Source organism: Pseudomonas sp. Colony2, assembly GCF_019382755.1.
Taxonomy (GTDB): domain Bacteria; phylum Pseudomonadota; class Gammaproteobacteria; order Pseudomonadales; family Pseudomonadaceae; genus Aquipseudomonas.
In genome coordinates, this window is sequence record NZ_CP080030.1 from 3126707 (window position 1) to 3140177 (window position 13471).

Annotated in this window: 16 protein-coding genes; 8 read left to right on the forward strand and 8 right to left on the reverse strand. The window is 62.2% G+C overall.

What is annotated here, in order from left to right; genetic code table 11:
- Positions 1 to 156: 156 nt before the first annotated feature.
- Together yfcF and JV201_RS12535 are read left to right on the forward strand one after the other, a co-directional pair.
- Positions 157 to 789, forward strand: a complete 633-nt coding sequence (gene yfcF, locus JV201_RS12530) for a glutathione transferase (protein ID WP_219406997.1) — start codon at positions 157 to 159, stop codon at positions 787 to 789.
- A gap of 34 nt (positions 790 to 823) precedes the next feature.
- On the forward strand, positions 824 to 1555 hold the full coding sequence (locus tag JV201_RS12535) for a GntR family transcriptional regulator (RefSeq protein WP_003210205.1): 732 nt from the start codon (positions 824 to 826) through the stop codon (positions 1553 to 1555).
- Between the two features lie 15 nt (positions 1556 to 1570).
- On the opposite strand, the gene JV201_RS12540 is transcribed toward JV201_RS12535, so the two are convergent.
- Entirely contained in the window at positions 1571 to 1834 is a 264-nt protein-coding gene (locus tag JV201_RS12540) for a hypothetical protein (protein ID WP_008435390.1), read from the reverse strand.
- A gap of 143 nt (positions 1835 to 1977) precedes the next feature.
- On the opposite strand from JV201_RS12540, the gene JV201_RS12545 reads away from it, so the two are divergent.
- Together JV201_RS12545 and JV201_RS12550 are read left to right on the forward strand one after the other, a co-directional pair.
- Positions 1978 to 2616 carry an ATPase gene (locus tag JV201_RS12545; protein WP_219406998.1) on the forward strand — a complete coding sequence of 213 codons (639 nt, stop codon included), beginning with the start codon at positions 1978 to 1980 and terminating at the stop codon, positions 2614 to 2616.
- Positions 2617 to 2645: 29 nt separating this feature from the next.
- Positions 2646 to 2987, forward strand: a complete 342-nt coding sequence (locus JV201_RS12550; RefSeq protein WP_219406999.1) for a hypothetical protein — start codon at positions 2646 to 2648, stop codon at positions 2985 to 2987.
- Positions 2988 to 3141: 154 nt separating this feature from the next.
- Here JV201_RS12550 and JV201_RS12555 read toward each other — a convergent pair whose 3' ends face one another.
- Both JV201_RS12555 and JV201_RS12560 read right to left on the reverse strand, forming a co-directional pair.
- Positions 3142 to 3891 (reverse strand): creatininase family protein, encoded by a 750-nt coding sequence (locus JV201_RS12555; RefSeq protein WP_008435386.1) that lies wholly within the window; start codon positions 3889 to 3891, stop codon positions 3142 to 3144.
- An 86-nt stretch (positions 3892 to 3977) separates the two neighbouring features.
- Positions 3978 to 4691, reverse strand: a complete 714-nt coding sequence (locus tag JV201_RS12560; RefSeq protein WP_023658766.1) for a murein L,D-transpeptidase catalytic domain family protein — start codon at positions 4689 to 4691, stop codon at positions 3978 to 3980.
- 37 nt (positions 4692 to 4728) lie between these two features.
- Between JV201_RS12560 and JV201_RS12565 the strand changes: the two genes are divergently transcribed.
- The gene (locus JV201_RS12565; protein ID WP_219407000.1) at positions 4729 to 6291 is read left to right on the forward strand and encodes a murein L,D-transpeptidase; all 1563 of its coding nucleotides are present in this window, start codon (positions 4729 to 4731) and stop codon (positions 6289 to 6291) included.
- Here JV201_RS12565 and JV201_RS12570 read toward each other — a convergent pair.
- Both JV201_RS12570 and JV201_RS12575 read right to left on the reverse strand, forming a co-directional pair.
- Positions 6288 to 6788 carry an AAA family ATPase gene (locus JV201_RS12570; RefSeq protein ID WP_134326371.1) on the reverse strand — a complete coding sequence of 167 codons (501 nt, stop codon included), beginning with the start codon at positions 6786 to 6788 and terminating at the stop codon, positions 6288 to 6290. The genes JV201_RS12565 and JV201_RS12570 overlap by 4 nt on opposite strands.
- Before the next feature lie 45 nt (positions 6789 to 6833).
- Positions 6834 to 7892 (reverse strand): alginate lyase family protein, encoded by a 1059-nt coding sequence (locus JV201_RS12575; RefSeq protein ID WP_177067501.1) that lies wholly within the window; start codon positions 7890 to 7892, stop codon positions 6834 to 6836.
- A gap of 130 nt (positions 7893 to 8022) precedes the next feature.
- On the opposite strand from JV201_RS12575, the gene dapF reads away from it, so the two are divergent.
- Complete coding sequence (gene dapF, locus JV201_RS12580) at positions 8023 to 8856, forward strand: diaminopimelate epimerase (protein ID WP_219407001.1); 834 nt, start codon at positions 8023 to 8025, stop codon at positions 8854 to 8856.
- Here the strand turns inward: dapF and JV201_RS12585 are convergent.
- Both JV201_RS12585 and JV201_RS12590 read right to left on the reverse strand, forming a co-directional pair.
- Complete coding sequence (locus JV201_RS12585) at positions 8825 to 10000, reverse strand: PAS domain-containing sensor histidine kinase (protein ID WP_219407002.1); 1176 nt, start codon at positions 9998 to 10000, stop codon at positions 8825 to 8827. The two genes, dapF and JV201_RS12585, sit on opposite strands and share 32 nt — an antisense overlap.
- The gene (locus JV201_RS12590) at positions 9987 to 10805 is read right to left on the reverse strand and encodes an alpha/beta fold hydrolase (protein WP_219407003.1); all 819 of its coding nucleotides are present in this window, start codon (positions 10803 to 10805) and stop codon (positions 9987 to 9989) included. The genes JV201_RS12585 and JV201_RS12590 overlap by 14 nt, the downstream gene beginning before the upstream one ends.
- Positions 10806 to 10932: 127 nt before the next feature.
- Between JV201_RS12590 and JV201_RS12595 the strand changes: the two genes are divergently transcribed.
- Positions 10933 to 12138 (forward strand): YgcG family protein, encoded by a 1206-nt coding sequence (locus tag JV201_RS12595; RefSeq protein ID WP_219407004.1) that lies wholly within the window; start codon positions 10933 to 10935, stop codon positions 12136 to 12138.
- Between the two features lie 14 nt (positions 12139 to 12152).
- On the opposite strand, the gene JV201_RS12600 is transcribed toward JV201_RS12595, so the two are convergent.
- Positions 12153 to 12833 (reverse strand): class I SAM-dependent methyltransferase, encoded by a 681-nt coding sequence (locus JV201_RS12600; RefSeq protein WP_219407005.1) that lies wholly within the window; start codon positions 12831 to 12833, stop codon positions 12153 to 12155.
- A 120-nt stretch (positions 12834 to 12953) separates the two neighbouring features.
- Here JV201_RS12600 and JV201_RS12605 point away from each other — a divergent pair.
- Positions 12954 to 13471: GNAT family N-acetyltransferase (locus tag JV201_RS12605; RefSeq protein WP_219407163.1), on the forward strand; the 518-nt coding region annotated here is incomplete at its 3' end.

A 13471-nucleotide genomic window follows, 5' to 3' on the forward strand; every position in this document is an offset into this window, starting at 1 on the left:
TTGATCCGCTTTTCGGGGCGTTACGGGTGGGTTCAAGGGGCCATAGTATTGCCATTATCGATGGTATTCCAGCCAGGAATGCCCCCATAAAAACCGCGCATTTCATTTGCGCGGCGCGATCTCGTAGTGTGGTGCTCCCACCAAGGAGATGTCGCCGTGAACCATCGCCCGCTGAGCCTGTACGTTGACGCCCATTTCACCAGTCCCTACGCGATGTCGGCGTTTGTGACCCTGCGGGAAAAGGGCCTTGAATTTGAACTGCTCACGTTGAACCTCGACACGGCCGAGAACCAGACTGACGCGTACACGCACTTGTCGCTGACGGGGCGCGTGCCGACCCTGGTGCAGGGTGAGTTTGCGCTGTCCGAGTCATCGGCGATTACCGAGTACCTGGAGGATGTGTTCCCGCAGGTGCCGGTGTACCCGGCCGAACCCCGCCAGCGGGCGAGGGCGCGGCAGGTGCAGGCGTGGTTGCGCAGTGACTTGATGCCGATTCGGCAGGAACGTTCGACCCTGGTGGTGTTTTACGGGCTCAAGGGCGACCCGCTGTCGCCGGTTGCTGAAGCAGCGGCCCACACGCTGATCAACGCGGCGCAGGCGCTGTTGGCCGACGGCCGCGACTACCTGTTCGGCGCGTGGTCGATTGCCGACGTGGACCTGGCCGTGATGCTCAATCGGCTGATCCTCAACGGTGACACCGTACCCGCCAACCTGGTGGCGTACGCCCAGCGCCAATGGCAACGGCCTTCGGTCCAGGAATGGGTCAAGCAGGCACGACCGTCGCTGTAGTCACACTCCTCAATTACAAAGTGAATCCTGGTCCATGAATATACTGTCGAGTGACTCCCGCCTGCCGCTGTACCAGCGTTTTCGGGATCATCTGATTGAGCAGATTGCCAATAATCACTGGCGTGCCGGTGCGGCTATTCCCCCTGAAGCGGTGTTGTCCACCCAGTACCAGCTGTCTACCGGCACCGTGCGTAAAGCGATCGAGGCGTTGGTGGGCGAGGGCATTCTGGAGCGCCAGCAGGGCCGTGGTACGTTTGTGCGCCGCCCGAAGTTTCAGTCGTCGTTGTTCCGGTGTTTCCGCTTCCAGGGCCCGGGCGGTGAATGCCAGCTGCCGCAGAGCCGGATCCTGTCGGTCAAGCCGGTGAAGGCGCCGTTGTCGGTGAGCGAGGTGCTGGGGCTGGCAGCGGATGCGCCGGTAATCTGCATCGTGCGGGTACACGTGCTGGACACCGGGCCAGTGCTGGCCGAGGAAATCTGGCTGCCGCGCGAGCGGTTCCAGGCGCTGCTGGACGTGGATCTGACCCGGCAGGGATTGCTGTTGTACCCCACTTACGAAGAAGTCTGCGGGCAAGTAGTCGCTTCTGCCGAGGAAGCCCTCACCGCCGAGTCCATCGATGACGTGTGGGCCCGCTGGTTGCAGGTGCCGGTGGGCAGCCCGGTGATGGTGATCGAGCGGCTGGCCCGGGATTACGCCGGCCAACCCCTGGAGTTGCGACGCGGCCGTGGCCACGCCGAACATTTCCGTTATCGCGTGGATATACGCTGAGCTTGAGGCGCGGTGCTATTCGGCTTTGAGCAGCACCAGCCAGCTTTGCACCACCCGGCGGTCAAGGTCTTCCCAGTCGGCCATGCCCAGCACCCGGGTGGTGTTCAAACCGCGCAAGTAGCCACGCAATTGCTGGGCAATCGCGTAGACCACTTCCGGTTCGGCGGCGTTGTCCAGCAGCACTTCCTCATAGTCGACCAGGTAATCGGCAACCCGCTCGCGAAACTCCGGAAGCACAGCTTCACGGATGCGATCGAAGGTTTTCTGGTGGGGCTTCATAGGCGTTCCTTATCATTTTGTGTGAGGCGGCCTGCACGACACTATTGCTCTAGATAATAGTCACCATCAAGTATTGCGAGTTCTGTTTTTCTGAAAAAGGAGGACAATTGCCATCATTGAACATGATGTGCAAGGACCCTGCGATGAGGACTTTTACCGGTTTGGCCCTGGTGGCGCTGCTGATGAGCACAATGGTTGGCTCTGCGTCGGCCGGGGGGCTTCAAGCCAGCCACCTGGCGCCAATCGTCGCCAGCCCGGTCGGGTTGCGGCATTCGCAATCGGTCGGCGTGCTCTACAGCGACAACACCCTCGACAACCTTGAGTACCTGGCGCGCTACCACGCCATGGCGGTCAATGGTGCCAAGGGCCAGCTGGACGAGCAGATTCGCCAGGCCTTCGTCGACAGTTCCGACCCGGACCTGGCGATTGACTGGCTGATGGCTTCGTTGCGGCACACCTTTGCCTCGGTCACCCGTTACGACAACCTTGATGCGCTGTTGCAGGCGCACCCGGATGTGGTGGTGATGCTCGATACCTACAACCAATTGCTGACCCAGCGTAATGATCGGGTGGAAGCGCGGTTTGTTGCCAAGTTCTATGACCTTGACCTGCAATACATCGCCAAAGCCGAGGGTTCGATGCAAATGCACTTGCCTAATGTGTGGGTACATGACAAAACGGCGCCCCAGATCGCTGCACAGATTGGGCAGCAGCGCGACGTTCAGTTGAACGCATTAAAGCAGTTCGATGCCTCGCTCAAGGCGTTGGTCGCTGCCGGTTAGCCCACTTCGTTTATTTTTCAGGAATTTTTATGCGCGTGTTGTTAGTGCCAGCGATGGCTTCTGCTTCTTTATTGATGACGGGCTGTGCATCCGCCCCCAATGCCCCAACCCTTACCCTGCAAACCGCCAAGGACCCTGAAGCCTACGTGCAGTGCGTGGTGCCCAAGTTCGAGAAAAACGGCATGACCTCCACGGTCACGCAGAATTCGCGGCATGCCCGGATCGTGGTGAGCAGCAAGATCGCCGCGGACAACATCCTCGAAGTCTACAAGTCCCAGGACGGCGGCAAGGTGTTCCTGTACGAGCGCAAGCCGTTGGCGTCGGCGTTCAAGCCATCGCGGTTCGAGCATGCAGCGCAGGATTGCCTGTAATCGACGAGCCAGGATCTGATGTGGGAGCTGTCGAGCCCCAGCGAGGCTGCGATAGCATCACTGCGGTCTGACAGTGACACCGAGGTGATCCCATCGCAGCCTCGCTTAAGCTCGACAGCTCCCACAGTTGATCTTCATTGTCTGAGCGAATGATTCAGCTCGGCTTTGGCTCGCTGCTGAACGTCTCGACCGCTTTCACCAACCCCTTGGCCGCCAACGCCACCAACTCACCGCCTTTTTGCGGGGTGGCCAGCGCCGGGTCTGAACCCATGCGCCCATCCGGGAAACGCGCGCGGAAGTCGCGGGCTTCGCGAATCGGCCCGGTGTTGGCGATTTGCGGCGAGTAGTCTGCCGACTTGATCGCGTCCGGGTAGGCCCATTGGGTCACGGCGATCTCCGACGGCGTGGCATGGCTGCCGTGGCCCACCGGGAACTGTTGGTGCGCCAGTTCGTTCACGCCTTCCAGGTCCCACCAGTTGCACAGTTTCAGCGCATAACCCGACGGGCGCCCGCTGAAGCTGGCTTCGGCATACAGCTCGGAGAACGCCGCTTCGATCGAGGCAATATTGCCGCCGTGGCCATTGAGAAACAGGATCTTCTCGAAACCATGGCCTGCCAACGAGCGTACCCAATCACCAATCGCCGCGATAAAGGTCGAAGGGCGCAGGGAAATGGTGCCCGGGAAGCCCAGGTGATGCTGGGCCATGCCGATGTTGAAGGTCGGGCCGATCAGGATGTCGGCGTTCTTCTGCGCTTCATGGGCAATGATTTCCGGGCACATCCAGTCGGTGCCCAACAGGCCGGTGGGGCCGTGTTGTTCGTTGGAGCCGATGGGAATCACGATGCTGCGGCTGCGTTCCAGAAACTGGCCAATCTCGATCCAGGTGGATTGATGTAAAAGCATCTCAGGTTCTCTCTCTCATCAAGCCCAGGAACACGGTGGAGTTCCTGGTGGCGTGAGCCGCATGGTGCACGGCAACAGCGAGAGCATCAACCGCCTTTGACAGTACCGGCACTCGCCATCTGGCGCGGCTTGCAGTTGAGGTAAGCCGAGGACTTCAGCCAGCGCTGGTCGGGGTACCAGGAAAACATGAACTGGCCGTCCTTGAGTTTGTCCACCACCTGGCGCGCTACCTGCGGGCGTACGGCGGGGCAACCCTGGCTGCGGCCGATACGGCCTTCGCGCTTGCTCCACAATGGGCTTACATAGTCGGCGGCATGGATCACGATGGCGCGGTCCCGTGCACGGTCATTGAAACCCGGCTCCAGGCCGTCCATGCGCAGCGAGTAGCCGTGGGCGCCTTCGTAGCTCTCCTGGGTGCGGAACAAGCCAATGCTGGACTGGTAACTGCCTTCACGGTTGGAGAACTGGGTGGCGAAGTTTTCCCCGGATTTTTGTCCGTGGGCCACCAAATCCCGCAGCACTAATGTCTTCTTGCGCAGGTCGAAGATCCATAGGCGACGAGCGGTCGAAGGTTGGGAATAGTCGATCACCGCCAGCCGGTCGGACTGTTCGATGCCATTGCCCACCGCGCATTGCATGGCGCTCAAGGCTCTTTTCAGTACATCGGGGTTGAGTTCTGGAGCGGCGTGGGCGAGGCTGCTATACAGAGTAAGAGGTTTACCCGTGTCTGCGAGCGCAACGGTGCTCAGCGAGGCAAAGGTCGAGATGATCAGGCCGAGTCGGCAGCAAAAGGTCAGCATGTATAAAGCATCTCCGCCGTGGATGGGAGCTAAGCGATTGTTCAAAAAACACGCATGTTACTTGAGCATTTGCCTGCTCGTTGCACCGCTGGTCGCGACAGCCGAAGACCTGTTGGTGGTGTCGCCGGCCCCGGTGCAATTGGCGCTCTCGCAATTGTCGACCGTTTGCCCAGGCCCGGCCGGGCAGGTCGATGCGCCTTCCCTGGCGCGTTTGCAGGCGTTTTATCAGCAGCAGGGCGACGTGGTGCTGTGGTCCGAGGGGGATCGCCGCGCCGCATTGCTAGCCCAACTGCAGTTGCTGGCCGACGATGGCCTGGACCCGACTCACTATAGACTGCCCCCGGCGGATGCCACGGGGAACGTGCTGTGCATCGATATCGGTACCAGCCAGCAGTACCTGCAAGCCCTGCAGGACCTGCATTTCGGCCGCTTGCAGCAGTCGCGCTTCGAGCCCGTCTGGCATTCGCAACCGGCTCCGGACCCCGACACCCAATTGCTGGCCATGGCCGAGGCCGGCATGCAGAACGTCGCCCAAGCCTTCGACCAGGCCCGCCCGAGCGCGCCGCTATACCTTGGCCTGCGCAGTGCCTACGCCGCCTTGCGCCAGCAACCGTTGCAGCATTGGGAAGCCGTGGCCAGCGGCCCGTTGCTGCGCCCGGGCATGGACGATTCGCGGGTGCCGCAACTGGCGCGGCGAATGGTCAATGGCGGCTACCTGAGCGCCACCTCCGCGGGGACGCAATACCGTGGCGAGTTGGTCAACGCGGTCAAGACCTTCCAGCAAAGCCATTCCCTGCAAGCCGACGGCGTGATCGGCCCCGGCACGGTCACCGAGCTGAACATCAGCCCGGCGATTCGCCGCGAACAATTGCGCATCAACCTTGAACGGTTTCGCTGGCTGTCCCGGGACCTGGAACCCGAGGGCGTGCTGGTGAACGTGGCAGCGGCGCAACTGAGCTTCTACCAGGGCGGCGTGCCCGTGTGGCAAACCCGCCTGCAAGTCGGCCGCGCCGACCGCCAGACGCCGCTGCTGAAGTCGCGCATCACCCGGCTGACCCTGAACCCCACCTGGACCATCCCGCCCACCATCATGCGCGAGGACAAGCTGCCGGCGATCCGCCTGAACCCCGAATACCTGCGCCAGCAGAACCTGCAAGTGCTCGACAGCCAGGGCAACCCGCTGGCACCGGAACAGGTCGACTGGTCGCACCCCGGCAACATCCTGCTGCGTCAGGGCGCCGGCCCGCGCAACCCGCTGGGCCGGATCGTGTTGCGCTTTCCCAACCCGTATTCGGTGTACCTGCACGACACGCCGAGCCAGCCGCTGTTCTCCAAGGGCCCGCGGGCCTTCAGTTCGGGATGTGTGAGGGTTGAGCAGCCGCTGCTGTTGCGCGACTTCCTGGTGAGCCCGGCGGAGAAGATCCGCACCGAAGAACTGCTGGCGACGGAAACCACCCACGAGTTCCGGCTCGCGACGCCGGTACCCGTGTTGTTGGGGTACTGGACGGTGCAGGTCGATGGCAAGGGCGCGTTGCTCTACGCGCCGGACATTTACGGGCGGGACCCGGTGTTGATGAAAGCGATGGAGAGTGCGCTCTAGGCGCTTAGCTGAGCGTTGATCATCGTCAGCGCCTCATGGGGAGGCAAGCGCGCCGTATCGACGGTCAATGGCGACTCGGCCCATGGCTCATATTCATGGGCCAGGACGGACTGCCAGGTGGGCGGCGTGAGCCCCGGAATATCGCTGGTGCGTGATTCCACGCGACGTTGGTGTTCGTGTGGGTCGGAGCACACCACCTGGATATTCACCAGCGGCTTACCGGCGCTTAGCGCAGTGTCGCTCCACGCCTGACGACTTTCAGCCACCGGGTTAACGCAATCGACGACAACCGTGTGGCCCAGCAACAGGTTGCTCAACGCCAGCGCATTGGCCACCTGGTAACCGCTGCTGCCCACACCTTGCTCCAGTACCCCTGCATCGCGGATGGCCTGCTCGATGGTGTCGATGCGCAGATACACGGCGCCGGATTGGCCGGCAAGGGCCTTGGCAATTGTGGTCTTCCCGGTGCCGGGCAGGCCGCTGAACACAATAAGCATGGTCGATCCTTCGAAGGGGTGAGTCGGCTCAGTCTACCGGGCGACTCACTTCAAATAACAGGCGCTGATCCAGTCCGAAGGCTTGGGCGCGAGTTGTTCGGCCACTGGCAGATACCGGGCGTCCAACTGCGCCGCCAGCCAGTACAGCGTATTGCTGCTTTTCGGGTTCCATTCGCCGCTGTAGCCAGGCTCACCTACGCGGGCGCGGTCCCGGTCGAACTGCACGTGGGTATGCACGAACTCTTCGTGGCTGCGCTGGCCTTTGGCATACGGCGCCAGCCAGTCCAGTGCTTCGCTCAGCGAGCCACCGTGGGGCGCGGTGACGTCCAGCCAGTTGCCGCCAATGCCGTAGGGCTTGGCCGCCAGCGCGGCCTGCACCAGCGGCTCCAGGTCGTAGACCACATAGTGCAGGGCGTCACGGTCCTGGAAGTCGCTCACCGAGCCGTCGGGCAGTACGTTGTCGTTGATCTGTTGCCGGAACAGCTGGAAGGCCTGTTCGAGCATCTCGCGGTCGCCCAGTGCAGCGGCGGCCACCGTGACCAGTTTTACGCGGTGGCTCTGCCAGTTATTGGTGTTGGTGGCTTTCTTTTCGCCGTGGAACTGCTTGATGCGCTCGATATAGCCGTTGCCCAGGTTGGTCAGCAGCGCGCGGGTGGCGTCGCGGGTCTGGGGGCGAAGGTCGCTGGCGGTGAGGGCGTAGGCGCTGATCAGCATGTCGAGGTTGGTTTCGTCGATCGGGTTGAAGTCCGGCTGGTAGGTGCTGGCCCACGCGCTCAGGTAGTCATCCACTTGCTTGAGGTAGCGCGTGTCACGGCTCAGGCGCCAGGCCAGGGCCGCCTGGCGCATGACTGGCCAATCCTTCTCGGCGGCGATGCTTTGCTCGCGGATGCCGTGGTTCGGCAGGGTACCTTCGGTGTGCAGATGGGGCAGGGCGTCGGGCTGGTCGCCGAGGTGGCGCTGGGCGGCAGCCAGCAGCGATTTGGAGGTCGGATTCGAGGTGGCGGGCTGGCAGGCACTCAGCACCTGGGGCGCGGCAAAGGCGGCTTGGGCGAACGAGGCGAGCAGCGCGGCCAGGGCCACGTTTTTCAGAGGGCGTTGTAGCATGCTGTTCCTCAGGGATGGATTGACCCGGGCGGGGCAAAGTCACGCTACCATGCCCGTGATGGGAATTTGATGAAATACCCGCCAGCCCTCTATCCTTGCAGGCCTTGCCCGGTCGAGAACAGGACGCCCCATGACTTTGCAGTTCGTGAAGATGCACGCCCACGGTGATGATTTCATCGTGATCGACCGGCGCGGCCAGGATGACCCGATCACCGCTGAAATCGCCCGCCGCCTGGGTGACCGTCATCGCGGCATCGGCTTCAATCAATTGGCCGTGGTGCTCGACTGCACTGACGCGGCTGCCCGCATCACATTCTGGAACCCCAACGGCACCCCGCTCGACACCTGCGGCAGCGCCACCCGCGGGGTTGCAGACATGCTGATGCGCGAAGCCGGCACTGCCACCCTCGTGCTGCGAACCAACCGGGGGCTGCTGACGTGCGTGCGCGAATCGGGACAGCGGGTGTCGGTGGACATGGGGCTGCCTTCATTGGGCTGGGAAAAAATTCCGCTGGCGCAGGCGATGGACACCGAACGCTTGCCGCTGGAGGGCGACCCGGCGGCGTGCAGCATGGGCAACCCGCATTGCACCTTCTTTGTCGACGACCTGGCGGCGGTCGATATCGCGACGCTTGGGCCGTCGTTGGAAACCCACCCGCTGTTCCCCAACAAGACCAATGTGCATTTCGTGCAGGTACTCGACCGGTGTCATATCCGCCTGCGCATCTGGGAACGGGGCGGCGGCATCCCGCAGGGCTCGGGCTCGTGCTGTTGTGGCGCGGTGGTCAACGGGATTCGTCGTGGGCTGCTGGATGACACCGTCGACGTGCAATGCGATGGCGGTACCGTGACGGTGCATTGGGATGGGCGTGGCGGCGTGGTGTTGACGGGGTCAGTCCAAACCGTTGTTCACGGCACTGTGGCTGCCGCGCTCATGGGTGGCGCAATGGAAAGTGCACACTGAAGGTAGTGCCCCGGTCCGGGCTTGAACTCACCGAAACACCTCCATCATGGGCCTTGGCAATTTCCCGCACGATAAACAGCCCCAGGCCAACGCTACGCACCTCACTGTCCTGCTCCGTGCCTCGGGTCATGGGTTCAAACAAGCCAGCCATCAACGCTTCGGGAATCGCCGGGCCGTGGTTATGCACCGAGAGCCGGCTCTCTTGCGCGTCCTGGTGCGAGGTGATGGTAATCGACTGTTGTAGGTCGCCGTACGCCACGCTGTTGGCCACCAGGTTGCCGATGATTTGTTGTATACGGTMGGCATCCAGGAACGTGCTGGCGCTGCCCGTTGCGTGATGTTCGAGGGTCACCGTGGGGAACGCCACCCGCAACTCGTCGAGACTGTCACGGGTGACGGCGTGCAGGTCGAGTGCTACGGGATTGATGCTGATGCCCTGGCCGACTCTGGCCTGGGTGAAGTCCAGCAAGTCGGCGATCATCCGCTGCGCCCGTTCGGTGGACAGGCCGATATGCCCCAGGAGTTGGCGCTCCTTGGGGCTGCGCTCGCCACGGGCGAGGAACTCCGAGGCCATCTTGATCGCGGTAAGCGGGTTCTTCAGGTCATGGCTGACAATCGCGACCATCTGCTCGGCAAACAGCGCCCGGCGCTGGGCGATTTCATAGGCGCTGCTCAGTTCGGCCTGGGCCTGCTGCAGCGCGACTTCAGTGGCGGTCTTTTCCTGCAACAAGGCTTCAGCCAGTTTGCGGGCATTGAGCAGTTCACGCTCGTACTTGTCGCGGTCGGTGGTGCCGAAGAGGGCCAGTTCGTTATAGGCAATGCCGGCATGTTCGTACCTGACGCCGTTGAGCAATACCGTGACGGTGCGCCGGTCACGGTGCAGCAGGTCGAGTTTTACTTCAGCGATGGAGCCCTGCATTTTCATCAGCGGCCCCAGGTGCGTCTGATGGAAGATCCGTCCGCCCATCGTCAGCAAGTCCTGAAACCGCCGTTCTTTCAACTCATCGAGGCTGAAGCCGGTCCAGTCGCTGAAGCACTGGTTGGCCTGCACGATGGTGCCGTCTTCCCGGGTAACCACCAAGGCGCAGGGCGCGCCGTCGAACAAACGTTGAGGATCCGGCAACGACAGGTTATCGACTGGCATCGGCACCTACCCATGGCAACAGGAAACTGTCCATGGCCGCTGAGCAGGCGCCAGGTGCACTCATGTGCGGGCAATGCCCCACGTTATCGACCAGGCAATACGTGCTGGCGGGCAACGCCGCGTGCAGGTATTCACCCACGCAGACCGGTGCGATCAAGTCGTCGGTGGATTGCAGAATCAGGGTGGGGGTCATCAGGCCGGCGATGTCCTGGCGGTTGTCCGACAGGAACGTCACCCGTGCGAAGCGCTTGGCGATGTCGGGCTCGGTGCGGCAGAAGCTGTTGGTCAGTTCTTCGCCGAGGGCCGGTTGCCCAGGCGCGCCCATGATCACCGGGGCCATGGTGCTGGACCAGCCGAGGTAATTGCTATCGAGGGTATCGAGCAACGAATGGATATCGTCGAGGGTGAACCCGCCCGTGTAGTCACCGGAATCGATATAGCACGGCGAAGGACCGATCATCACATGGGCGGCGATTTTTCCGGGGGCCTGGCGATCGGCCAGGGCGCCGATCATGGCGCTGACGGAGTGCCCCACCAGCACCACCGGGCCCACGGCGTATTCATCAATGACCTCACCCAGATCATGGGCGTAGCCGGTCAGTGAGCTGTATTTTTCGCTGTCGTACGCGCTCAGGTCAGACTGGCCAGCTCCCACCAGGTCATACAGCACCACACGGAAGCGCCCGGTGAAGTGAGGAAACAGATAATTCCACATGGTCTGATCACACCCGAAGCCATGGGAGAAAACCAGGGTCGTGGGACCGCTGCCATACACCCTGACGTTGTTGCGCTGCTGAAGGTCCATGGCGTTCTCGTGTAGGGCGTGTGTGGGGGTGGCGTAAGTCTAGATAGTCGGTGGCGTCGGGTCACCTGTTTATAGCGTCGATAGGGTAAAGTCGGCCGATTCAGGATGAAACTTCAGGTAACAAAACATGATGGTGTTCCTACGGCAATGTGTCTTGGGCTTGCTGCTGATCGTTTCCGGCTCGCAAGTGTGGGCCGATACCGTTCCCCCGACGCCGGTCACGGTTGCGCTGGACCAGCGCGTGATCGACCTGACCCACACCCTCGACGCCGCCACTCAATTGCGTATGACCACGCAACTCGCCGGTCTGGAACAACGCAAGGGCGCACAGGTGGCGGTGATGCTGCTGCCGAGCACCCAGGGCGTTGGCATCGAGGACTTCGCCAACCAACTGTTCCGTGCCTGGAAACTGGGGCGCAAGGACGTCAACGACGGCATCCTGCTGCTGGTGGCGAAAGACGATCGCAAGGTTCGGATCGAAGTCGGTTACGGCCTGGAGGGCGTGGTCACCGACCTGCTGGCCCACCGCATCATCGAGGAACACATCACCCCGGCGTTTCGCCAGGGCGATTACGCAGGCGGCGTGCAGCAAGCGGTGGACGACCTGACACTGTTGGTGGACGGGGGCAATTTGCCCGAGGTGGCCAAGGCCGGTTTCCCGCCTGAAGCGTATGCGGTACTCCTGGCATTCATGTTTGGCGGGGTGGTCGGGGTATTGATGGGCGCCGAAAAACTCCCTTGGCGCCGGGCCCTGATGGCGGTGGTCGTTGTCACCGTGGTGCTGGTCGCGGTTGCGGGCGGCAAGGACTGGCCGGTCTATTTGCTGTTGCTGCCCCTGTGCATGCTGATCGGTGGCGCTACTTTCGGCGCGTTGTGGCAGGCGAGGGCGGCGTTTTACACCGTGCTGGTGCTGTTGGGCTACATCGCCGGCGTGCTGCTGACCGATAACTTCGTACGCGAGATATCCTTGATCCACTGGCTGGCTTATCCATTCGCAGGGTTGCTGGTCCTGGGCCTGTATCTCGGCCTGTTCCTGGTGATGAAGAGCATGTGGCAAGAGAGCCAGGTGGGCTTTATCGCGCGGCTGTTGGCGGTGCTGGTGTTGTACGGGGTCGCTGGGGCATTGATTGACAAGGGCGCCACGGGATGGCTGCTGGCGTTTCCATTCGCTTCGTTCGCGGCGCTGTTCATCTTTGCCCACGGTATCAGCGGCGGGTCGGGGTCGGGGTCTGGTGGGGGCTCCAGCTCCTCCGGTTCGAGTTCCAGTTCCAGCAGCAGCTCTTCGGGGGGTGGCGGTTCCAGCGGTGGGGGTGGGGCGTCGGGGAGTTGGTAAGCCTCCCCCGGAAGCTAGGCGGGCTTGTACGCAACCCAGCCCTTGAAGCTGAAGCCCGCGTAGAACAGTTCCACACCTTCGAAGCCTGCCTCCCGTAGCAGCGCTTCATCGACGTTGGGTGACAGCACCGGCAAGTGGCTGCTGATGGCGGCAATCGCCCGCTGGGCATCTTCAGCCGGTACGCCGGAATCCACGGCATAGGCCGCATAACGCTTCAGCCAGCGCGCTTTTTCCTCTGGCGACGACTGCGGGAAGCTGTGATGCGCCGCAATCAAAGGCGCGCCCGGCGACAAGCGCCGCCACAGTTCTTTCAGGGTTTGCAGACGCTCTTCGGCCGGGATGAAATGCAAGGTCAGCAAGGACGTGGCGGCATCGAACGGCCCCTCGGGCGCGGTATCGATATAGCCTTCATGTAACTGCACCCGGGCCATCAGCGGACCCAAGGTGGCCTCGGCCAGCTTCAGCATCTCGGCAGACGGGTCCACCCCCACAAACTGCCACTCGGGCTGGCTGTCGGCAAACTTCTTCAACTCCAGGCCGCCGCCTGCACCGAGTACCAATACCTTGCCGGTGGCTGGGACGCTTTCGCCCAGCAGCAGCGTGCTCATGCGCTGCAAGGAATCGAAACCCGGCACCAGCCTCACCGGGCCTTCGGCGTAGCGGGCGACAGCGTCGGGATCTGAAAACCAGGTCATTGCTGGCTCCTGTTGGCGGGGGAAGCGATAACCCTACGGGTGTGAATTCGGGCTGGCAATTGCAGAGATGTGCAGTTGTGTTAAAACGTTGCCTTTCCTGATGATGAGAGCGCCCATCGAATGCTCCCCGACCTACTTATCCGCGATGCGCTTCCTGAAGATGCGTTATGCATTGGCGTGCTGGGCATGCAGGTTTTTCTCGATACCTACGCCACCGAAGGCATTCGCGATTCAATCGCTGCCGAGGCGCTGCAAGCGTTTTCGCCCCACGCGATCTCTGGACTGATCGCCCAGCCGGGCACGGGGATTATCGTCGCTGAATCCAACGGGCATCTGGTGGGGTTTGCCCAGGTGGCGATGGACACCGGCCATGCGCTGATCTCAACGCCGAACGCGGCCGAGTTGCAGCGGCTCTACATCCAGGAACGGTTTACCGGGCTCGGACTCGGCTACCGTTTACTGCAAGCGGCTGAACAGCGCGCAGGGCAGGGTGGCGCTTCTTTGTTGTGGGCGACGGTGTGGGTCGGCAACGAGCGGGCGCTGGGTTTTTATCCGCGTCGTGGTTATGAGCTATTGGGGGCGCCTACGTATACGTTCCAGAATGAAACCCATGAAAATCGGTTGTTTGGCAAAAGACT